The sequence below is a fragment of the Geotoga petraea genome (genome assembly GCF_900102615.1).
Classification (GTDB): domain Bacteria; phylum Thermotogota; class Thermotogae; order Petrotogales; family Petrotogaceae; genus Geotoga; species Geotoga petraea.
The window spans coordinates 94,946-116,095 of the sequence record NZ_FMYV01000002.1; the positions used below are offsets into that span (position 1 = coordinate 94,946).

General features: G+C 29.1%; 24 protein-coding genes. 12 read left to right on the forward strand and 12 right to left on the reverse strand.

All coding sequences use genetic code 11. From position 1 onward, the window contains the following. Positions 1–11: 11 nt before the first annotated feature. From BLS00_RS02750 to BLS00_RS02805, 12 genes are read left to right on the forward strand one after another with little or no spacing between them, the layout of a single operon-like run. A complete protein-coding gene (locus BLS00_RS02750; protein ID WP_091402620.1) occupies positions 12–1,175 on the forward strand; it encodes a class I SAM-dependent rRNA methyltransferase in 1,164 nt (387 codons plus the stop codon). Positions 1,176–1,188: 13 nt separating this feature from the next. Beyond that, positions 1,189–2,301, forward strand: coding sequence for a glucose-1-phosphate adenylyltransferase subunit GlgD (gene glgD / locus BLS00_RS02755; protein ID WP_091402621.1), 1,113 nt, complete (start codon positions 1,189–1,191; stop codon positions 2,299–2,301). Between the two features lie 10 nt (positions 2,302–2,311). Then, entirely contained in the window at positions 2,312–3,577 is a 1,266-nt protein-coding gene (locus BLS00_RS02760) for a glucose-1-phosphate adenylyltransferase (protein WP_091402622.1), read from the forward strand. Positions 3,578–3,588: 11 nt separating this feature from the next. Next, positions 3,589–4,551 carry a DUF4899 domain-containing protein gene (locus BLS00_RS02765; RefSeq protein WP_091402623.1) on the forward strand — a complete coding sequence of 321 codons (963 nt, stop codon included), beginning with the start codon at positions 3,589–3,591 and terminating at the stop codon, positions 4,549–4,551. Then, entirely contained in the window at positions 4,551–4,832 is a 282-nt protein-coding gene (locus BLS00_RS02770; protein WP_091402624.1) for a hypothetical protein, read from the forward strand. The genes BLS00_RS02765 and BLS00_RS02770 overlap by 1 nt, the downstream gene beginning before the upstream one ends. 1 nt (position 4,833) lies before the next feature. After that, the gene (gene lipS2, locus BLS00_RS02775; RefSeq protein WP_205742412.1) at positions 4,834–5,724 is read left to right on the forward strand and encodes a LipS2 family lipoyl synthase; all 891 of its coding nucleotides are present in this window, start codon (positions 4,834–4,836) and stop codon (positions 5,722–5,724) included. Between the two features lie 2 nt (positions 5,725–5,726). Beyond that, on the forward strand, positions 5,727–7,055 hold the full coding sequence (gene rsxC / locus BLS00_RS02780; protein ID WP_091402626.1) for an electron transport complex subunit RsxC: 1,329 nt from the start codon (positions 5,727–5,729) through the stop codon (positions 7,053–7,055). A gap of 4 nt (positions 7,056–7,059) precedes the next feature. Beyond that, complete coding sequence (locus BLS00_RS02785) at positions 7,060–8,058, forward strand: RnfABCDGE type electron transport complex subunit D (protein WP_091402627.1); 999 nt, start codon at positions 7,060–7,062, stop codon at positions 8,056–8,058. Then, entirely contained in the window at positions 8,058–8,753 is a 696-nt protein-coding gene (locus BLS00_RS02790) for an RnfABCDGE type electron transport complex subunit G (RefSeq protein ID WP_091402628.1), read from the forward strand. The genes BLS00_RS02785 and BLS00_RS02790 overlap by 1 nt, the downstream gene beginning before the upstream one ends. 1 nt (position 8,754) lies before the next feature. After that, positions 8,755–9,384 carry an electron transport complex subunit RsxE gene (gene rsxE / locus BLS00_RS02795; RefSeq protein ID WP_091402629.1) on the forward strand — a complete coding sequence of 210 codons (630 nt, stop codon included), beginning with the start codon at positions 8,755–8,757 and terminating at the stop codon, positions 9,382–9,384. Continuing rightward, positions 9,381–9,959 (forward strand): electron transport complex subunit RsxA, encoded by a 579-nt coding sequence (gene rsxA / locus BLS00_RS02800; RefSeq protein ID WP_091402630.1) that lies wholly within the window; start codon positions 9,381–9,383, stop codon positions 9,957–9,959. Before rsxE ends, rsxA begins: the two co-directional genes overlap by 4 nt. Positions 9,960–9,971: 12 nt before the next feature. Then, the gene (locus BLS00_RS02805) at positions 9,972–10,331 is read left to right on the forward strand and encodes a (Fe-S)-binding protein (protein WP_091402631.1); all 360 of its coding nucleotides are present in this window, start codon (positions 9,972–9,974) and stop codon (positions 10,329–10,331) included. A gap of 53 nt (positions 10,332–10,384) precedes the next feature. On the opposite strand, the gene BLS00_RS02810 is transcribed toward BLS00_RS02805, so the two are convergent. The 12 genes from BLS00_RS02810 to BLS00_RS02865 all read right to left on the reverse strand — a co-directional run bounded on the left by BLS00_RS02810 (position 10,385) and on the right by BLS00_RS02865 (position 21,137). Further along, entirely contained in the window at positions 10,385–10,885 is a 501-nt protein-coding gene (locus BLS00_RS02810) for a ferritin-like domain-containing protein (protein WP_091402633.1), read from the reverse strand. 66 nt (positions 10,886–10,951) lie between these two features. Beyond that, positions 10,952–12,163: an adenosylhomocysteinase gene (locus BLS00_RS02815; RefSeq protein ID WP_091402634.1), complete on the reverse strand. Its 1,212-nt coding sequence runs from the start codon at positions 12,161–12,163 to the stop codon at positions 10,952–10,954. A gap of 97 nt (positions 12,164–12,260) precedes the next feature. Continuing rightward, a complete protein-coding gene (locus BLS00_RS02820) occupies positions 12,261–12,995 on the reverse strand; it encodes a TIGR03915 family putative DNA repair protein (protein WP_091402635.1) in 735 nt (244 codons plus the stop codon). Beyond that, on the reverse strand, positions 12,985–14,259 hold the full coding sequence (locus BLS00_RS02825) for a putative DNA modification/repair radical SAM protein (protein ID WP_091402637.1): 1,275 nt from the start codon (positions 14,257–14,259) through the stop codon (positions 12,985–12,987). Before BLS00_RS02825 ends, BLS00_RS02820 begins: the two co-directional genes overlap by 11 nt. A 56-nt stretch (positions 14,260–14,315) precedes the next feature. Next, positions 14,316–14,897 (reverse strand): RdgB/HAM1 family non-canonical purine NTP pyrophosphatase, encoded by a 582-nt coding sequence (gene rdgB, locus BLS00_RS02830; protein ID WP_091402639.1) that lies wholly within the window; start codon positions 14,895–14,897, stop codon positions 14,316–14,318. Beyond that, complete coding sequence (rpe, locus tag BLS00_RS02835) at positions 14,894–15,541, reverse strand: ribulose-phosphate 3-epimerase (RefSeq protein ID WP_091402641.1); 648 nt, start codon at positions 15,539–15,541, stop codon at positions 14,894–14,896. Before rpe ends, rdgB begins: the two co-directional genes overlap by 4 nt. Next, the gene (gene rsgA, locus BLS00_RS02840) at positions 15,535–16,431 is read right to left on the reverse strand and encodes a ribosome small subunit-dependent GTPase A (RefSeq protein ID WP_091402643.1); all 897 of its coding nucleotides are present in this window, start codon (positions 16,429–16,431) and stop codon (positions 15,535–15,537) included. Before rsgA ends, rpe begins: the two co-directional genes overlap by 7 nt. Continuing rightward, positions 16,431–16,931, reverse strand: a complete 501-nt coding sequence (locus BLS00_RS02845) for a PASTA domain-containing protein (protein WP_091402645.1) — start codon at positions 16,929–16,931, stop codon at positions 16,431–16,433. Before BLS00_RS02845 ends, rsgA begins: the two co-directional genes overlap by 1 nt. Positions 16,932–16,944: 13 nt before the next feature. Beyond that, positions 16,945–17,976 carry a dual-specificity RNA methyltransferase RlmN gene (gene rlmN / locus BLS00_RS02850; protein ID WP_091402646.1) on the reverse strand — a complete coding sequence of 344 codons (1,032 nt, stop codon included), beginning with the start codon at positions 17,974–17,976 and terminating at the stop codon, positions 16,945–16,947. A gap of 13 nt (positions 17,977–17,989) precedes the next feature. After that, on the reverse strand, positions 17,990–19,264 hold the full coding sequence (locus BLS00_RS02855) for a transcription antitermination factor NusB (protein ID WP_091402648.1): 1,275 nt from the start codon (positions 19,262–19,264) through the stop codon (positions 17,990–17,992). Between the two features lies 1 nt (position 19,265). Next, complete coding sequence (locus BLS00_RS02860; protein ID WP_091402650.1) at positions 19,266–19,943, reverse strand: zinc metallopeptidase; 678 nt, start codon at positions 19,941–19,943, stop codon at positions 19,266–19,268. 15 nt (positions 19,944–19,958) lie between these two features. Then, entirely contained in the window at positions 19,959–21,137 is a 1,179-nt protein-coding gene (locus BLS00_RS02865) for a class I SAM-dependent rRNA methyltransferase (RefSeq protein WP_091402652.1), read from the reverse strand. Between the last annotated feature and the right edge of the window lie 13 nt (positions 21,138–21,150).

A 21,150-nucleotide genomic window follows, 5' to 3' on the forward strand; every position in this document is an offset into this window, starting at 1 on the left:
GAGTATAAAATATGATTATAGTTAGATTAAATAAAAACAAAGAGAAAAAGATTATAAATCTATATCCAAGAGTATTCAAAGATGAAATATTTGAAATTCAAGGGGAAAAAATTGAAGGCGAGATATGTAATGTCTTTTCAAACGAGTACCAATTTTTGGGTAAAGGTTTTTATTCGGAAGGAAATATAGCAGTTAAAATGCTTTCAACCAAAGATGTTGAAATTAATGAAGAATTTTTTAAAGAAAAAATTTTTTTAGCAAACAAAAAAAGAAGTAATCTTAAGAATTCATATAGATTATTCCATGCAGAAGCAGACGGTATACCAGGATTAATAATAGACAAATATCTTGATTACATAATTATTCAAATAAGAAATAAAGGATTAGAAAATTATAAAAACTACATAATTGAAGCATTAAAAGATATAATAAACCCAAAATCAATCTATGAAAGAAGTGATTTTGAATCAAAGGTTGAGGATAAAATAGAAAGAAATGTAGGTCATTTATATGGTGAAGAAATTCCAGAAGAAATAGAAATAGAAGAACATGGAATAAAATATATAGTTAATCCCAAAAAAGGTCAAAAAACAGGTTTCTTTTTTGATCAAAGAGATTCAAGAAAATTTGTTAGAGAATTAGTAAAAAAGGATTCATTGGCTTTAGATGGGCATACTTTTACTGGAGGATTTGCAATGAATATGTCAAAAGCAGGTGCAAATAAGATTATAGCGATTGATAAAGATGAAGATTCTTTGCAAATTGCCAAAAAAAATGCGTGTCTAAACAATATAGACAATATAGAGTATGTTAATTCCACATATGAAAACTATATGAAAGAATATGAAGGCGAAAAATTTGATATAATGGTGTTAGATCCACCATCTTTAATAAAAAAGAAACATGAAAGGAAAAAAGGTGTGGATATTTTTAAAAATATCGTTGAATTAGCCAAGCCTCATTTAAAAGATGAAGGAATAATAGGACTATGCAGTTGTGCATATCACGCAGACACAGACTTGTTAATTGAAGCGACAAGAAAGGCTTATTTTGGGGAGCAAAAGCTGATTCAATTTATTGGTGTGACTTTTCAATCAAATGATCACCCATGGATAATTCAAATACCAGAATCTTTATATTTGAAATGTTTATGGATGAAAATAATAAATTTATAAAGAGGGTGTTATTATGAAAGTTCTGGGACTAATATTATCGGGATCGAGTCATGATAACTTAGATAAGCTAACAATAAAGAGAACTAGTTCTGCTGTGCCTGTTTTTGGTAAATACCGAGCTATTGACTTTACACTGAGTAATATGGTTAATAGTGGAATTAGTAAAGTTGGCATTTTAACCCAATATAATCCAAGGTCTTTGATGGACCATGTTGGAAGTGGGAAAGAATGGAATTTAGATAGAAAACGTGGAGGAATTTTTATTCTTCAACCTTTTATGACAGATAAAAACATGAATATGTATTATAAAGGAACAGCAGATGCAATATATCAAAACATGACTTTATTAAAAAGATCTGATGAAGATTTTGTTTTAATAGGTAGTGGAGACTACATTTACAATATTGATTTTAGAGAAGTTTATAAAAATCATATTCGAAATGGTGCTGACATAACTTTATTAACTAAAAGCTCAGAAGGTTATAATCTTAAAGACTACGGCCAAATTGAAGTTGATGAAAATAATAGAGTGAAAAACATATATGAAAAACAGTCTGATAAAATAACCGATAAAATATTTTTGGGTATTTATTTTATAAATAAGTCTTTATTAATGGAGCTTTTGTATTCACATGTGCCTAATGGGTCAAACAACCTATTACTTGATATTATAATACCAAATTTGAATTCATTAAGAGTTTTTAGCTATGAGCATAAAGGTTATTGGAGAAATATAAAAAAATCAGTCAAAGAATATTATGATACAAATCAAGATATATTGAAAAAAGATATTAGAAATGAGCTTTTTTACACCAGAAAAATATATACAAAATTGAAAGATGCCGCTCCACCAAAGATCAATATTACTGCTAAAGTAAAAAACTCATTTATTGCAGATGGAAGTATAATAAATGGTACAGTTAAAAATTCTATATTGTCAAGAGGTGTTATTGTTAGAGCAGGTGCCGTTGTGGAGAACTGTATTATATTGCAAGATTCTATAATTGAAGAAGGGTCACAAATAAAAAATATGATTATAGATAAAAACGTTGTAATTAGGGAAGGAAAAAATATTCAAGGAAGTAATAAAAATTTGATTACTGTCGAGAAAGGTACAGTGCTATAAGGGGGCTAAAATTATGAAAATGTTAGCATTAATATTAGCTGGAGGTCAAGGAACTAGATTAGGAGTTATTACCAATAATTTAGCAAAACCTGCTGTCCCTTTCGGTGGGAAATACAGAATAATAGATTTTGCCATTAGTAATTGTGTTAATTCTGGGATAAATACAGTGGGAGTAGTAACTCAATACATGCCACATCAATTGGTGTCTCACTTAGGTATCGGAAAACCTTGGGATTTAGATATTAAAGATGGTGGGCTACATGTTTTACCTCCATATTTAAGTCGTTCAGATACTTCTTGGTACAAAGGTACAGCGGATGCTGTTTATCAAAATATAGACTTTATAGATAAATACAATCCCGATGTAGTTTTAATTCTTTCAGGGGATCATGTATATAAAATGGACTATAATGATATAGTTGATTACCATATAGAGAAAGATTCTAGTTGTACAATTGCATGCATGGAAGTACCAATAAACGAAGCTCATAGATTTGGAATAATGGTAACCGATCCATTCAATAAAATTATTGAATTTCAAGAAAAACCCTCAGAACCAAAAGGAACATTGGCTTCTTTAGGTATTTATGTTTTTGATTGGGAATATCTTAAATATTTATTAAAAGAAGATTCTAATGATCCGAATTCAAAGCATGATTTTGGAAATAATATAATTCCAAAAATATTAGAAGAAAAGGCAAATTTATTTGCATACAGTTATGAAGACTATTGGCGAGATGTAGGCACTATTGATAGTTTTTTAGATAGTAATTTAGAGATACTGGGGCCACTGCCCCCTTTGGATATTCATGAAAAAAGATGGAAAATTTACACTCAATCCGAAGAATTACCACCAGCTTTCATATCAGAGAGCTCAAAAGTTATAAAAAGTTTTATTAGTGAGGGCTCTGAGATTGAAGGTAATGTAGAAAACAGTGTAATCTTTCAAGGAGTTAGTGTAGGCAAAGGAACAAATATAAAAAATTCTGTTATAATGAATAATGTTGTAATAGGAGAAAATTGTGAGATAAATAAATCAATAATTGCGGAAAACACTGTAATAGGGAATAATGTTAAAATAGGAATTGGTGATTTTAAAGAATCCACAATCGATAAAAAAATATACAACTCAGAAATTAGTTTAATAGGATTTAATACTATAATTCCTGATAATTTTGAAATTGGTAAAAATTGTGTTATTGATAACAACATTGATTTAAACGAAAAAGAATTTACAAAATTAGAATCAGGAGATGGAATAATAGACGTCTTCTAGGGGGTTTACTGATGGACTTTTATGCAATAAAATTCATGTCTACTTCTGATTTAACGGGAGAGACATTTGTTGGGTATATTTTTGGTAAAAAAAAGCAAATGCCTGAATTTAATGTATTGGTATTAAACAAAAAAAATTTAAGACAATACGAATTACCTGATTTAAATTTGGATTACATACAATTTAAATCAAAAATAGATCAGTTAGCATATGAAATAACTAAAGACAAAGATTTGGCTTCTAATAATCGTCAATTCAAAGCTTATTTTTATACAACTTTAAAAAAATATGGATTAGAAATAATAGGTTCAAAGCTTTTTTTAAGTGTTGAAGAAGGGGACCCTTTTGTAATTAAAGCAATAGTCCAAGACATACTTTATGACTGGGGTGGGGAGACACAAGTCAAACTAATTGCCCAAAAGTATTTTTATGAAGATTTGACTTGGCTTCAAGCTGCAGAAAAAGAAGGCGAAGAAGGAGTTTATGAATATCTAAAAAGGGGAGATGTACAAAATGCAATTGAAGTATTCCCTGTTATTGATCCTATAGACGGTTTCCCTATAATTAATTTAGATGTGGGCGATCCTTTAACAGTAATAAGAATAGATGATGAAAGCAAAAAAGAAAAAATTCCAGTTCACTTAATTTCAAAAGAAATGATACCGGGAACTAATTTTCTTTTTCTAAAAATAGATTTAGGAGAAGGAATAGTTGGTAAAACAGTAGTTCAAAAGAATTTAAAAGTAAACGTAGATACAGGGAAATTGGAAGATGCTAGAAAGAGGAAAGAAGAAATAGCTAATGGTGAAACAGAAGCAAAGATTATAGGGGATATCAACGATGAATTTGGGGGCAGTAAAAAATTTAGAGGTGATTCCAAATTATCGTCTTTTGACCTTATTTTGATAATGAGTTTTTCTATTGTAGGAATTCTTCTTATAGTGTTAATAGGGATTTGGCTTGGGGCGTTTTAATGAAATTGATCATTAACTTAATTTCTTTTATGATTATAATGATTTTTTCATTCATGACTTTGAAATATTTAAACGAAATAATGTTATATCATGATTTTAAAAAGAATAACATAGATAAAGCAACAAAAATAATTGAGGAAAATGAAAGAATTCAAGGTTTGTCCTTGGATTCTTTTCTTTCTGAAGTAGACATCAAAAATTATATTCAAACATCAGAAGCCACTATCTATATTTATGAATTAGAAGAATATGATTTAGTCTACATAGATGAGGAGGATTAAGTTGAAAGTTTCCTATGCGACAGCAGTTATGTTGGGAATAAAAAAAGGAAAATTAAACTTTGAAATGCCTACAGCATATTTAATGGTCGGTGAAAAATGCATTTATAATTGTTCTTTCTGTTCTCAAGCAAGGGAAGCACAAGGAAATAATGATCATCTTTCAAGAATAACTTGGCCTAATATAAATTATGAAAAATTTATAGAAAAGTTTGATTCAACAAAGTTTAAAAGAGTATGCTTGCAAGTAGTTTCTTCAGTAGGATATGAAGAAGAATTAAAACTTTTATTAGAATATTTAAAAAGTAAAGACATATTGGTATCAGTTTCTATAAGGCCAAAAAATGAAGAAGAAGTAGAAAATTTGTTCAATAACTACAATATAGATAATATGGGCATATCTACAGACGTTCCAGAAAAAAATTTGTTCGAAAAAATTAGAGGAACTAAATACGATAAGCATATGGAAATATTGATTAATTCTTCAAAAAAGTTTTTACACAAAGTTACCACACATGTAATAGTTGGACTTGGTGAAACAGATTTAGATATAGTAAAATTTATTTTGAGAATGAAGAAAAATATGATTAATGTAAGTCTTTTTGCTTTTACTCCCATTAAAGGTACTAAATTTGAAAATAAAGAAACACCTTCTTTAGAAAGATACAGAAAAATTCAGTATGCAAAAGAAATTATCGATAATTATAAAGTAAAAATTGAAGAATTCATTTTTGATGAAAAAGGTAATTTAAAAGAATTACCTGGTTATAATATAGATAAGGAAGAGGCAATAAAAACATCTGGGTGTACTTGGTGTAATAGACCTTATTATAATGATTCACCTAATAAAACATTTTACAATATACCAAAAGTTAGAACTTTCAAGGAGGGCTAAACATGGGATTTTTGTCTTTTAAAGGCGGAGTACATCCTCCAGAAAAAAAGGAGCTTACAGAATCAAAAGAAATTAAAAAAGCTCCGCTTCCCGATAAAGTATATATGTATACCACAAATCATTTGGGAGCACCTGCAAAAATTATTGTTGAACCTGGAGATCAAGTGAAAACAGGTCAAAAAATTGCGGAGGCAAATGGTTTTATTTCTGCAAATGTACATTCTCCAGTCACAGGAGAAGTACAAAGTATAGAAAAGATGGTTAATGCAGGTACTGGGAGAAAAGAGGATGTAATAGTTATAAAAAGAACTGCCGAAGATGACTGGGAATTAATACCTCACAGAGAAAATTATAAAGAGTTAGAAAAAGAGGAATTAATAAACATCATAAAAGAGGCAGGAGTTGTTGGACAAGGTGGAGCTATGTTCCCTACGCATGTTAAATTCATGATACCAGAAGGGAAAAAAGCTGAGCACATTATAATAAACGCTGCTGAATGTGAGCCTTACATAACAATTGATGATAGGATTATGAAAGAAAAAACAAGGGAAATTTTCAAGGGCTTTGAAATAATCCAGTATATTAGTAATGCATCTAAATTGTATATTGGAATAGAAAGTAATAAGCCTGAAGCAATTTCTATTATGACAGAAATGGCAAAAAGTAAAGCAAATATCGAAGTAAAAGTTTTAAAAACAAAGTATCCTCAAGGATCTGAAAAACATTTAATTAAAGCAGTAACCAATAAAGAAGTACCTTCAGGAGGATTGCCAATAGATGTTGGTGTGATAGTTCTTAATGTCTCAACAGTTTATGCTATTTATGACGCAATTATAAATGGTAAGCCATTAGTAGAAAGAGGAGCCACTTTTACCGGTGAAGGGGTAAAAAATCCTGGCAACTATTGGTATAAAATTGGAACAAGGGCAGATGAACTAATAAATATTGTGGGATTAAAAGAAAATGTAGAAATAGATAGAATTTTATATGGAGGACCAATGATGGGGATTGCTTTGCCTAAGATAGATTTACCTACTTTTAAAGGTAATAATGCAATAACAGTTATGACAGCAGACGAAGCCCCAAAAGAAAAAGAATATCCTTGTATAAGATGTTCTACCTGTGTTACCGTTTGTCCAATGGGATTACAGCCATATTTATTAAAAAAATTAACTGATAATAGGGATTATGATAAAGCTAAAGAAAATGGCTTAATTGATTGTATCGAATGTGGTTCATGTTCTTATGGGTGCCCTTCTGGAATAGAGCTCTCTAAGAGTTTCAAAACAGCTAAAAAAGTTATCAAAGCAATGAGCAAAAGGAGGGGTTGATTAAATGAAACTGAAATTGGCAGCAGCACCTCATTTTAGAACAAACGATTCAACAAGGAAGATAATGTTAGATGTATTGATAGCTCTTTTGCCAGCTTTAATAGTATCCACATGGGTATTTGGAGTCAGAGCCTTATATATCATGTTATTTTCAATGGTTTTAGCAGAATTAATTGATTTTACTATAGTAAAATTTATCAGAAAAAACAAAAATTATGTACCTGACTTATCTGCCTCAGTAACAGGTTTGTTATTGGGAATGAATTTGTCTATGGCCGTCTCCTGGTACCACATATTAATTGGTGTAGCTTTTTCAATAATTATAGGTAAACAGATATACGGAGGGTTAGGACAAAATATTTTCAACCCTGCATTAGTAGGTAGAGTTTTCATGGTGGTTTCTTTCCCAGGAGTTATGACTACTTGGATAAAACCATTTTATTATCAAAATGTAGATAATGCTTTATCATTATCTTCTATAGATACTTTCACAGGAGCTAGTGCTCTTGGCCTATTGGGAAATTCTGGAGAAGAAGCAGCACTTCAAACGTATAGTTATATGGATATGTTTCTTGGAAGAATACCAGGATCAATTGGGGAAGTTAGCGCATTAGCTTTAATTATAGGATTTGTTTACTTAGTTTTAAGAGGAAGGATAAAAATAACAGTTCCATTATCATACATAGGGACTGTTTTAATAATAAGTAGTATTTTTTATCTTTTTGATCCTACATACGCAACGCCTTTATTTCACATTCTTTCGGGTGGTTTGATGTTAGGAGCCTTATTTATGGCTACAGATATGGTTACCTCTCCTATGACTAAAAAGGGGCAATTATTATATGGGGCAGGCATGGGTTTAATTACCATGGTAATAAGGTATTTTGGTGCTTATCCAGAAGGTGTTTCTTTCTCAATATTAATAATGAATGCTTTAGTTCCTTTAATTGATTTATGGGGGAAGCCAAGAATATTTGGGACTTCAAAGAAGGTGGCTAAATAATGAAAGATTATTTAAAAACTGGTTCAATATTAATGTTATATATGATTGTAGCAGCTTTTTTAGTTGCAGTAGTATATAATTTTGTTAATCCATTTATTCAAGACGCTGAATTTAACGCAAAATTAGATGCTATAAAAGCTGTATTGGTAGATGCAGAAACTGATGAATCTTATATTCAAGAAATACCGCAATCATCAGAAGAATTAGAACAATATATTTGGGAAGAATCCGAAGAAAATGTACTAATGACAAATTCTGAAAATTCAAAAATAATGTCACCTGTATATAAATTTAGTTCAGAAGATAAAGAAATTTACGTACTCACTATAGCAGGTTTAGGTTTTGGTGGAGACGTCACTTCAGTAGCTTCTTTTGTAAAAGAAAATGGGAAAGTAAAGTTAAATAAAATTGAAGTTATCAATTATTCTCAAGAAACTCCGGGACTTGGGGCTAAAATCTCTGAAGAAGATGTTCAAAAAAGATTTTACAATATTCCACAGGAAGGGTTAAAATCTGAGGTTCAGGTAAACAAAGATGCTGGAGCTTCTACAGATCCTTCATTGAGAGAAAAATTGAAAGAAGAAGGGACTGTTCAAACAAGTGATGTTATGACAGGTGCAACAATAACTCCAAGAGGGGTTGCTAATTCATTGAATATGGCTGTAGAATTTCTCTCTGAAAAAGGAGTGATGTAGAATGGCTACAAGAATGGCAAATTTTAAAAGTGGTTTAATAGATAATAATCCAGTTTTTGTTCAGGTTTTAGGTATGTGTCCAACTCTTGCAACTACTACTAATGCAGAAAATGGATTAGGTATGGGATTGGCTTCTTTGGCAGTTTTAATCATGTCAAATATTGTTATTTCATTAATAAGAAAAATGGTTCCTCAAAAGATAAGAATTCCAGTTTATATAGTTGTTATAGCTTCATTTGTTACTATAATTGATTTGGTAATGCATGGTTTTACATATGAGTTATGGAAAACACTTGGATTATTCATACCTCTTATAGTTGTTAACTGTATTATTATGGGAAGAGCAGAAGCTTTTGCTTCAAAAAATGGAATAGTTGATTCAATAATAGATGCTTTGGGAATGGGGTTAGGATTTACAGGATCATTAATATTATTGGGATCCGTAAGAGAATTATTAGGAAATGGCACTATTTTTGGTTTGGACATTTGGGCTGATGGTTTAAAAATGTATGCATTTATTTTACCTCCAGGTGCATTTATAGCTTTAGGTTTGCTATTAGCTATGTTTAATTATATTGGTATTAGAAGAGAAGAAAATAAAAAAAAGAAAAAGGCTGGTGGAAATAAATGACGAATTTAATATTAATATTTTTATCAGCAACACTTGTTAACAACTTTGTTCTATCAAGGTTTTTAGGGATATGTCCTTTTTTAGGTGTGTCAAAAAAAATAGATTCAGCGACTGGAATGTCAATGGCAGTTATTTTTGTTATGACAATGGCTGGTATAATCACTTGGGGATTAAATTTAATCTTAGTAGTAACAGGTTTGGAATTTTTGAGAATAATTGTATTTATTTTGGTTATAGCATCATTAGTTCAATTTGTCGAATTCTTTATAAAGAAGACATCACCATCTCTATATGAAGCATTGGGTATATATTTACCTTTGATCACTACAAATTGTGCTGTTTTAGGAGTTGCATTAATCAATATACAAACTAATTATAATTTTATTGAAGCAACAGTTAATTCATTTGCGTCCTCATTGGGTTTTGCAATGGCTTTAATTATATTTTCATCAATAAGAGAAAGGGTAGACTTAAATAATATCCCAAAAGCATTTAAAGGAACTGCATTGGCTTTGATTACAGCAGGATTATTGTCAATGGCATTTATGGGATTCTCCGGACTTGTAAAAATATAAGGAGGTTTATTAATGGAAACGGTTATTTATGCTGTAATATTACTTGGATTATTGGGTCTCTTAGCAGGAACTTTCTTAGCTTTTGCAGCAAAAAAGTTTGAAGTTAAAGAAAATTCAAGAAAAATCATCACTGAAATAGTTTTACCTGGAATAAATTGTGGAGCATGTGGTTATCCTGGCTGTTCTGCTTTTGCAAAAGGATTTATAAATGGTGAAGTAGATAAAAACGGATGTGTTCCAGGGAAAAGACAAGGAGTTCCAGAAAAACTTGAATTAATAAGCAAGATGTCTGATGAAGAATTAAATGAGTTATACGAATCAGCAAGCGAAGAAGAAAGCAAAATTAAAGAAGAATTAGAAAAAAAATTATAAAATAAAACCTGCAGGCAAATGTCTGCAGGTTTCTTTAATATTTTTGTTTTAATTTAGAATAGAGGTTCAAATCCCATTTCATCCCAGTAATCTTTCATCATATCTCTATAAAGATCGTATAAAGTATCTCTATGATTTTTCTCCCATTTAGATAGTTTTTTTAGTATGTCTTTTGCATCTTTGTCTTCAACATTATCAGCGGCATTGTCATAAAAATTTTTAAAATCTTCTTCAATTAAATAAGCCATTCTTATAATAGAGAGATCTGATGTCATATCTTCAATTTCTTCTTCAACAATTTCGTTTTTCTTTCGAGATTCAAAAAAACTTTTATCTTCTTCAAAAATTATTTCGTTGAGTTTTTTGTTTCCATCTTCTGTTGCATCAATTAAATCTGATATATATTGAATATGGTCATATTCCATTTCAGCCAAATTTTCAAAAATCTCTTTCAACTGTGAATTTTTCACCTTTAGTTTGTTTGTTTTATAGAATTCGTTCCCTTCTTTTTCCCTTGATAAAGCATATTTTAAAATTCCCAAAACTTTGGTCATAATTAAAACCTCCTAATAAAATGAAATATATTTCAATTATAACATTAGATTAATAGATAAACAAAATCAAATCCCTTTATTTAAATATTTTTGTTGTTCTTTTGACAACGTATCTATTTCTATACCCATTGTTTCTAATTTTATACGAGCGATTTTATTATCTATAAAATCTGGGACAGGTTTTACATTAATTTTTTGATCTGGATTTTCTAAAAGATATTTTGCAGCTTCAAGCTGTAAGCTGAAAGAAAGATCCATAATTTCTATTGGGTGTCCATCTCCATTAACAAGATTGACTAGTCTGCCTTTTGCTAAAAGAAAAAGTGATTTTCCATCTATTTTATACTCCTCAACTCCCGGTTTAATTTCTTCAATTGAATCAGCTATTTCCTTCATATCTTTTACGCTAACTTCAACATCAAAATGACCAGAATTAGCTAATATTGCACCATCCTTCATTTTTCTAAAATGTTTTTTTGTGATTATATTTATATCTCCTGTTGCTGTAACAAAAATGTCTCCTATAGGTGCAGCATAATCCATTTTCATAACTCTGAAGCCATCCATAATGGCTTCATTGGCTTTTATTGGGTCTACTTCTGTTACAATAACATTAGCGCCTAAACCTTTGGCCCTTAGTGCAATACCTCGTGAGCACCATCCATATCCTCCAACTACAACATTTTTGCCAGTAACAGTTGTATTTGTAGATCTAATAATACCATCCCATGTAGATTGACCAGTTCCATATCTATTATCAAAGAGGTATTTCATTTTAGAATTGTTTACTGCTATAACGGGTACTTTTAAAGATCCTTTTTTATTCAAGGCTTCATATCTCATAACTCCTGTAGTAGTTTCTTCACAAATACCAAGTAGAGAATTTGTGTCATATTTTTCTATATATCTCGATCCAAGATCTGCTCCATCATCAATAATAATATCTGGTTTTTGGGAAAGTACTTTGTCAATGTTTTTCCAATAAACACCTTCATCTAAAGTTTTTTCAGCATAAACATTTAGCCCATAATCTTTAAGTGCTTCAACTACATCAGGCTGGGTGGAAAGTGGGTTACTGCCTGTTATTGATACTTCAGCACCAAGCTGTTTTAAAATAATGGCTAAGTATGCAGTTTTTGCTTCTAAATGGATACTCATTGAAATTTTTTTGCCTTTAAAAGGTTTTTCATCATAGTATTTTTCTTTAATGCTATTAATTACTTTCATGTACTTTTTAACCCAATCAATCTTTTGATGTCCTGATTTTTTTAAATCCATTTTTTATCCCCCTTAAATTGGCTATATTATGATTATATCATTTTTCATTTTTTTGTTTTTTTATTATTTCATAAATTTCAAAGAATAATTTAAAGAATCAAAATTCAGTCAAATTTTTCCAATATCTTTTTGGCATAAAATTTCTTTGTAATTTTGGATTATACCTTTCTTTTATACTCAAATGTTTATGATATATTTTCCATGCTTCTTGAAAAATAAATTCATCATCAGAATAAAAGTTATCAACATTCATATCCATATTTTTTATTTCAACAATGTCTTTTATATTATTGTCATGCACATAAGCAAAACTTCTTTTTGTATCATGTATAATAAAATTTTCATAGGTGAGTCTATTAGAAAAATGATGGCTTATGATTGGGAGAATGTTATGGTCAGGCTCAATAATAGAGTAAAAATAACCATTTTTTAACTCTTTAAATCGTATTAAACCTTTAAATCTATGTGATTCAAAACTTACTTTTTTATAATAATCTTTTATAACGTTTATCACTTCACTTTTATAAGTTTTATCTAATTTTTCTCCAAATTTATTTATTAAATTTAGATATTTTATGATAAATACTTCTTTATTTGGAAGATTTGAAAGAAAAACGTAGTATACTTTTTTATGGACTTTTTTAGAAAAATTTTTATTTAACCAATCAAAAATATAATCAGAAATTTTTTGAATAGTTTTAATTCTAAGGGTTTTAGTTTGAAACAAAGTATTTTGATCAAAAGTAATATCTTGTGGTTTAATTTTATTTTTGTAAACGTAGTACAAAACGCAATAAAAACCTTCAATGGTATTATCATATTTAATAAGCATTTGGAAGTTCTAACTCCTTTCCAGTGAAAAGAGGAATTAATTTAGCACTTTTATTTTTTGACTCTGAAATAAAATGATTTTTCAAAATCTCTGGATCTCTAAAAACCCCACCTATTTTTAAGCCTGGCACTTCTATAAAATATTTTGCTCTTTTTAAAACTGCCCCCATTTTTTTTAATTCGTCATAAGTTATAGTTGAATATTTTCTTGCAGAGACAATTTTTCTACATGTTTTGATACCAAATCCAGGTATTCTTAAAAGTTCTTGATATGATGCTTTATTAACGTTTATAGGGAAATATTCTAAGTGATTTAAAGCCCAAAATGTTTTTGGATCTAAATACTCGTTTAAAAAATTATTTGATTTATCAAATATTTCATCCACAGTAAAATCATAAAATCTTAATAACCAATCAGCTTGATAAAGTCTGTGTTCTCTATTCCTTTGTATTTTACCAGAAAAATGTATTTTAGGATCGTCATTTATAGGAACGTATGCTGAAAAATATACCCTTTTCAAATGGAATTTTTTGTATAATGCCTCAGTCAAATTCAAAATCATGTGATCATTTTCTGGAGATGCTCCCACAATCATTTGTGTTGTTTGACCAGCAGGAACAAATTTAGGAGTATTTTTAAACTTCTTTTTATCTTGGTAAATCATCAGATTGTTTTCTCCAATAAATTTCATTGGTTTAAAAATGTTTTCTTTTGACTTTTGGGGGGCAAGAGCTCTCAAACTTTTTTGAGTAGGTAGTTCAATGTTTATACTCATTCTATCAGCTAAAAATCCCGTTTTTCTTATCAAATCAATACTCGCTCCTGGTATTGCTTTTACATGTATATATCCATTAAATTTATGCTCTTTTCTCAATTTATAAACAACTTGATACATTTTTTCCATAGTATGATCAGAATTAATAAATATAGCAGAACTTAAAAATAATCCTTCTATATAATTTCTTTTATAAAATTGTATTGTCAAATTAACAAGTTCATTAACAGTAAGAGTCCCCCTATTTATATCATTTGATCTTCTGTTAATGCAATAAACACAGTCAAAAATACAATCATTTGACATAAGTATTTTTAACAAAGAAATACATCTTCCGTCAGAAGTCCAACTATGACATATTCCTCCAGAAGAAGCATTTCCTATACCTTTATTTTTATTACTCCTGGAGCTTCCACTGGAAGAACAAGAAATATCATATTTTGCTGATTCTGACAACATTTTAATTTTTTCATTTAAAGTTTTTAACATCCAATCACCTCGTTATACGTACGTACAAATATATTATATCATAAAAAAATTAGACCTTAAAGGCCTAATTTATATAAAATATCTTTTAATTTGTCAAAAGCGTTAAATCTATGACTTATTTTGTTCTTTATTTCTTCTCCAAGTTCACCAAAAGTTTGTTCAAAGCCTTCAGGTATAAAAAATGGGTCATATCCAAATCCATTTTTTCCTCTTATATCTTTTGAAATGGAACCATAGACTCTTCCCTCTGTAGAAATAAGAATATGTGTTTTAGGATCATAAAATGTTGCGGCACTGGCAAAATAAGCTTTTCTATTATTATCTATTTTTTTTAAAAGAGTTTCCATTTTTTCCATATAAGTATGCCCTTCCATATATCTTGCGGATTTTACTCCAGGAAATCCTTTCAAAGAATCTATACATAAGCCAGAATCGTCAGCAAAAACAGGCTTATTAACAAGACTCCCTGCTGTGACAGCTTTTATAGTGGAGTTCCCAATGAAAGAATCAGCACATTCTTCAGGTTCAAAATAATCTACTAAATCGAAAATTGATTTTACAATAAAATGATTTTTGAAAATCTCTTGGATTTCATTTAATTTATGTTGATTTGAAGTGGCAAAGTAGATTTCTTTCATTTAACTCTGTCCTTCATTTTTCTGATTTCGTTTGCGGGATCTTCGGATTTAAATATCGCCGAACCAGAAATAAATTCAGTAGCTCCAGCTTCAAAAAGTTCTTTGATGTTATCTTTACTTACTCCACCATCAACTTGAATAGATACATTTAAATTTTTCTTTTCGATCAATACTTTTAAATCTTTGATTTTGTCTATAGAATAATCAATAAAAGATTGTCCTCCAAAACCAGGGTTTACACTCATAATTAGCACACTGTCTATAATATTTAAAATATTTTCAAGAAGATAAATACTTGTATGAGGGTTAATTGCAATACCTGCTTTTAATCCTTTTTCTTTTATTGCATTTATTGTTCTATCTAAATGATTTGTAGCTTCATAATGAACTGTTAATGAGTTAGAATATTTTGAAAACTCTTCAATGTATAAATCTGGGTTATTTATCATTAAATGAGTGTCAAAATACATATCCATATGATTCCTGACAGCTTTTATGATGGGGTTACCAAAACTAATGTTAGGAACAAAGTTTCCATCCATAACATCCATATGTAATCCATCTGCATCATTTTGAATTTGTTTTAATTCTTTTTCTAAATTAAAAAAGTCTGCTGATAAAATTGAAGGAAAAATCTTTACCATTTTTTCACCTTCTTTTCTATTTCACTGTATATACTCAAATAATTATCATATCTTGATTGTGATATTTCTTCCTGTCTTACAGCTGCTTTTACTCCACAATTAGGTTCATTAACATGTTGACAGTCTACAAATTGACAGTATCTTGAATATTGATAAAACTCATAAAAATAATCTTTTAAATTTTCTTTTTCAATATTATATGTTTCTATGTTTGCAAAACCTGGAGTATCTGCAACAAAACCACCAAAATCAAAACGTAGTAGTTCACTATGAGTGGTGGTATGTTTACCTCTTTTTAGCTTATCGGAAATATTGCCAATTCTTAATTTTAAACCAGGATTAATCATATTCAATATAGAGGATTTACCCACACCAGACATTCCTGCCAAAGTACTTACTTTATTCTTCATTTTTTCTCTAATAATTTCAACATTTAGGTTTTGTTTTGTAGATGTCTCTATAACAGTATATAAATTAGAATATATATTCAAGAATTTTTCTTTTAATTTTTGATCTTCATCAGTTAATAAATCAATTTTATTCAAAACAATTATTATATCAAGATCTTCTTTTTCAGCTTGAACAATGAATTTATCAACTATTAGAAAATCAACTTCAGGATATTTTAAAGTTGTAACAAGAATTACTTGATCTAAATTCGCAATTGATGGTCTATATAAAATATTTTTTCTTTCAAGAATATTTTCTATTTTACCAATTGGATTATTATCATCTTTGCTATACTCAATATAATCTCCAACAATTGGTCTTATTTTTTGTACTTTAAATTTACCTCGAAGAACGCATTCTAGGGAAGTATTGGTTTTTAAATCGTTAACTGTAGCCATATTTGAATGAAATCTAGTAACTATTCCTTTATTCCAAGACATTAATTTCCCCCTTCATACAAGCCAACATTTAAAACGATTGAATTTGAATTAATACGCTTACCAGGAGCCGGTACAACACTTATGACTATACCATTTTTATTAATATCGTATGTTTTTATTTTGTTAATCTCATAGGTTAAGCCATATTCCATCAAAAACTGTTCGGCAATTTCAGTTGGTAATCCAATTAAATCCGGGGATTTTTGATTTTCCAAATTTCTCATTTGAACTATAACATGATGGCCTTCTTTAACTTTTACTCCAGCATCTGGCTCTGTATATATAACTTTATCTCCATTTCCAATGAAGTCAGGGATTAATCCTTTTTCTTCTAAAGCAGCTTTAGCAGTTTCTATATCGCTGTTTATTAAATAAGGTACTTCAACAGTTTTGGAACTATTCACAAAGGATATCATAAAAAAGTAAAAAAGAAGACCTGCTGAAATCACTCCAAAAATAAATAATCCCAAAGATTTAAAAAATTTAGTTATAAATTTCATAAATTCTCCCCCATTAATTTACATGTTTACCTTTTAATTGACCGCATGCGGCATCTATATCTGTACCTTTTTCCGCTCTAATTACAGTATCTATACCCTTATCTCTCAATATATTAGCAAACTTCATTAAATATTCTCTTTTTGGTTTTTCATATCCAGCTGGATTCGGATTAACTGGAATTATGTTTACCATTGATTTTAAATTTCCAATTAATTCAGTTAATTTGATAGCATCTTCTTTCGAATCGTTAAACCCTTTTATTGCAATGTATTCAAAAGTAACCCTTTTATTTGTTTTTTCTTGATAGATTTCACAAGCTTGCATTAATTCTTCAACGGGATATTTTGTATTTATTGGCATTAATTGATCTCTTTGGTAATTTGTTGGAGCATGTAAAGAAACAGACAACCTTATTTCTATGTCAAGATTCCCAAGTTCTTCTATTTTGTCTGCAATACCAGAAGTGGAAATAGTTATATGTCTTGCCCCTAAATTTCTCATTTTTTTATCATTTAAGTTCAATATACTGTTAACAACATTATCATAGTTGAGAAGAGGTTCTCCCATTCCCATATAAACAATGTTGTTAATTCTTCTATCTAAATATTTTTCTATTGTAAGAACTTGAGAGATAATTTCTCCTCCAGTCATATTTCTTTGAAATCCTAATTTTCCAGTGTTGCAAAAAGTGCATTTCAATGCACAACCAACCTGAGAAGATATACAAGCGGCAATTCTGTTTGGATAATATAATACAACTGATTCAACTAAAGCACCATCATCTAATTTAAACAAAAATTTTGTAGTTTCATCTTGCTTAGATTTTTGTATATCCATTATTTCGGGATTTGAGATAGTATAATTTTCAGATAGTTTGTTTCTTGCATCAATCGATAAATTTGTCATTTCCTCAAAATTGAAAACATGTTTGTTGTAAATCCAGTCTAATATTTGATCAGTTCTAAATGTTTTAAAATTCAAATTTTCTTGTAAGTGCTCTTTTAAATCTTTATAAGAAAAGTTTAAAATATCATTCTTAAACAATTTGATTCCTCCATTATTTTTTTACAATTTTTGTTATATAAAACGGTATTAGGTAGTCATCTGGAATAATATAATGTCCATATCCATCATATTGGGACTTTATATTAAAATGATTTAAGTCATTCTTAAAATCAATAAATTCTATATCAAAAATTTCACTTATATATTTCATGTTTTTAGTATTTTCTTCTTGAAAAAAAGTACATGTAGAGTAGACAATTTCTGTACCTTTTCCTACTTGACTGAGAATGTTATGTAGTATATCTTTTTGAATTTTTGAATAGATCTCTATATTTTTCTCATCCAATCTTAAGAGAACTTCTGGATGTATTGAAGATATTCCAGCTGAGGTACATGGTGCATCTATCAAAACTTTGTTATAACTTTTTGTCAACTTAACATTGGAAGAATCTTTTAAATCTGTATTTATAATATTTATTCCAAGTTTATCTGCATTTTTTTTAACCATTTCTAATCTTATTATATCATTTTCATAAGCGTCTATTGTTCCATAATTTTTCATAAGTTCGGCTAAATGGGTTGTTTTCCCTCCAGGAGCTGAACATGAATCCAAAACTTCATCATTTTCTTTTGGGTTTAATATATGAGCTACCAATTGCGATGATTCATTTTGGACGTAGTAAAAACCCTCTTCAAATAAGTGATTTATAAGTAGAATATCTTTGTTATTTTGTATAATTAGACTATTTTCAAAGTGTAATGAATTCTTTACTTCAATACCAAGTTCATTTAATTTTTCAATTAAGTCTTTTTTATTTGTTTTTAAAGTATTTATCCTTATAGTAATTTGTGGTTCTTTGTTATGTTTTTTTAAAATTTCAGTCCTATGATTTAAGAAACTAATTTCATCATAAATCCATTTTGGAAAGCTGTATTCGATATATTCTGGAATATTATTTAATATTTCATCTTTTTGTCTTATAAAGTTCCTTAATACAGCATTAACAAAACTTTTCTGTTTTTTGTTTTTAACTAATTTAACAGTTTCATTTACAGCAGCGTATTCATCTATTCCCAATAACAACTGAGAAACTCCCAGCCTTAAAAAGGTTTTTGAGGCTGGGGGAATTGAATTAAAATTTTTTATTAATTTTTTTAAAATAAAATCTATTTTAATATGATTTTTAATAGTATGATTCAAAACTTTTATAAAAAAACCTCTGTCTTCAGCGTTTAAATTATCCAAAGCATAACTGATATTTTCTTGGTTTAGGCTGTATCGTTTATAAAACTTTTTTAGCACAGTATATAATTGGCTTCTAATCAAATTAATCCCTGCTTTGAGCTAATAAGATCATTCTAATTAGCTGAGATATTGCCATTAAAGCTGATGCTACATAAGTCATTGCAGCAGCATTTAAAACTTTTTTGACTGATTCAACTTCCCCAGATGGCATTCCAACTAAGGGCAACGTTTTGACAGCCCTTGAGCTTGCATTGAATTCAACTGGTAGAGTAATCAAAGTAAAAGCCACTACAAAACTAAAAAGTATTATTCCACCCCATAATAATTGAGGTATTGAAAATAAAAAACCTATAATCAATATTATCCATGAGAGATTGCTTCCAAATGAGGCTAATGGGACAGACATATTTCTTAAAACCAAAGGTTTATAACTTTTTTGATGTTGTATAGCGTGTCCAACTTCATGAGCAACGACTCCTAAGGCTGCAACTGACTGAGAATTATAAGTTGAATTTGATAATCTCAAAACTTTATTTGTTGGGTCATAATGATCAGAAAGATATCCGCTAACTCGTTCTACTTTAACATCAAATAATCCTAAAGAATCCAACAGTCTTCTTGCAAAACTGGCACCTTTTTCGTCTAACGACGATTTTACCCTTGAATATTTATCGAAAGTATTTTTAACTTTCATTTGAGCCCAGAAAGATAGCAAAATAGCTGGGATTAAAATTAGCATAGATGGATGAAAAAAGAACATTTTAATACACCTCCATTAATAATTGTTTTTGTCATCAACTAAAAATATATAATTTTTTAGGTATTCTGTTTCAAAGATATTTTTTTGTATAGGGTGATCAGGAGATTGATACCCTTTGTGAACCAATTTAAGGATTTTATGTGTATCTTCCATAGCTTCAAAAATAATTCTGGAAAACTCTTCATCAAAAATAATTTGCGTGCATGACGAAGTTACCAATATACCATTGTTTTTTGTGATTTTCATAGCCCTTAAATTCAATTCTTTATAACCTCGAAAAGCATTTTTTTTGGATTTTCTTGATTTTGCCAACGAAGGTGGATCAATAATGGTCATATCAAAATATCTACTTGTTTCATCAAACATTTTTAAAATATCAAAAGAATTTCCATTTATTATTTCATATTTAGAACTATCTATTGAATTTGCTTTTAAAGTATTTTCTAAAATATTAAGAGCTCTTTCTGAATAATCTATAAAAGTTACTTTTTTTGCCCCACCTTTTAATACGTGTAAACCAAAATTTCCTGTATAAGAAAAAGCATCCAAAGCATCTAAATTTTCAGAAATCTCCATAACTTTTTTTGCATTAATTCTTTGATCTAAGAAAAAGCCAGTTTTTTGACCTTTGGTGTCAGAAAAAAAGTTTATTCCATCAATTTGGAAAGGTATTATTTCTGGCCCTTTTTTATATACCCAACCCTCTATGCAAGTGAAGCCTTCAATTTTTGCAGAACGTTCATCATCCTTTTCAAATATACCCTTTGGACCTAAAAATTTTATTAAAGAATTTAAAATCAAGTCTTTATATTCGTAAGCTCCAAAGGTGTTAATTTGCATTACAAGATAATCCTCGAACTTATCAACTATTAACCCTGGTATTCCGTCTGACTCTGAAAAAAATAATCTAAAGGAATTATCATTTATAAACCTTTTCCTGTATTTTAAAGCTTTTTCAATTTTATTATCAAAAAAATCTTGGTCTATTTTATGATTTTTTCTTGTGAGCAATCTTATAGTTATTAGGGAATCTTCGTTATAATACCCCCTACCTAAAAAATTATTTTCATGGAAAACATCTACTATTTCCCCTTTAGTTACATTATTTGGAATATTTTTAATTTCATTTTTGTATATCCATGGATGCCCATTTAAAATTCTTGATTTAATGTTTTTATTTAAATTAATTACCATGAACCAACCTCCA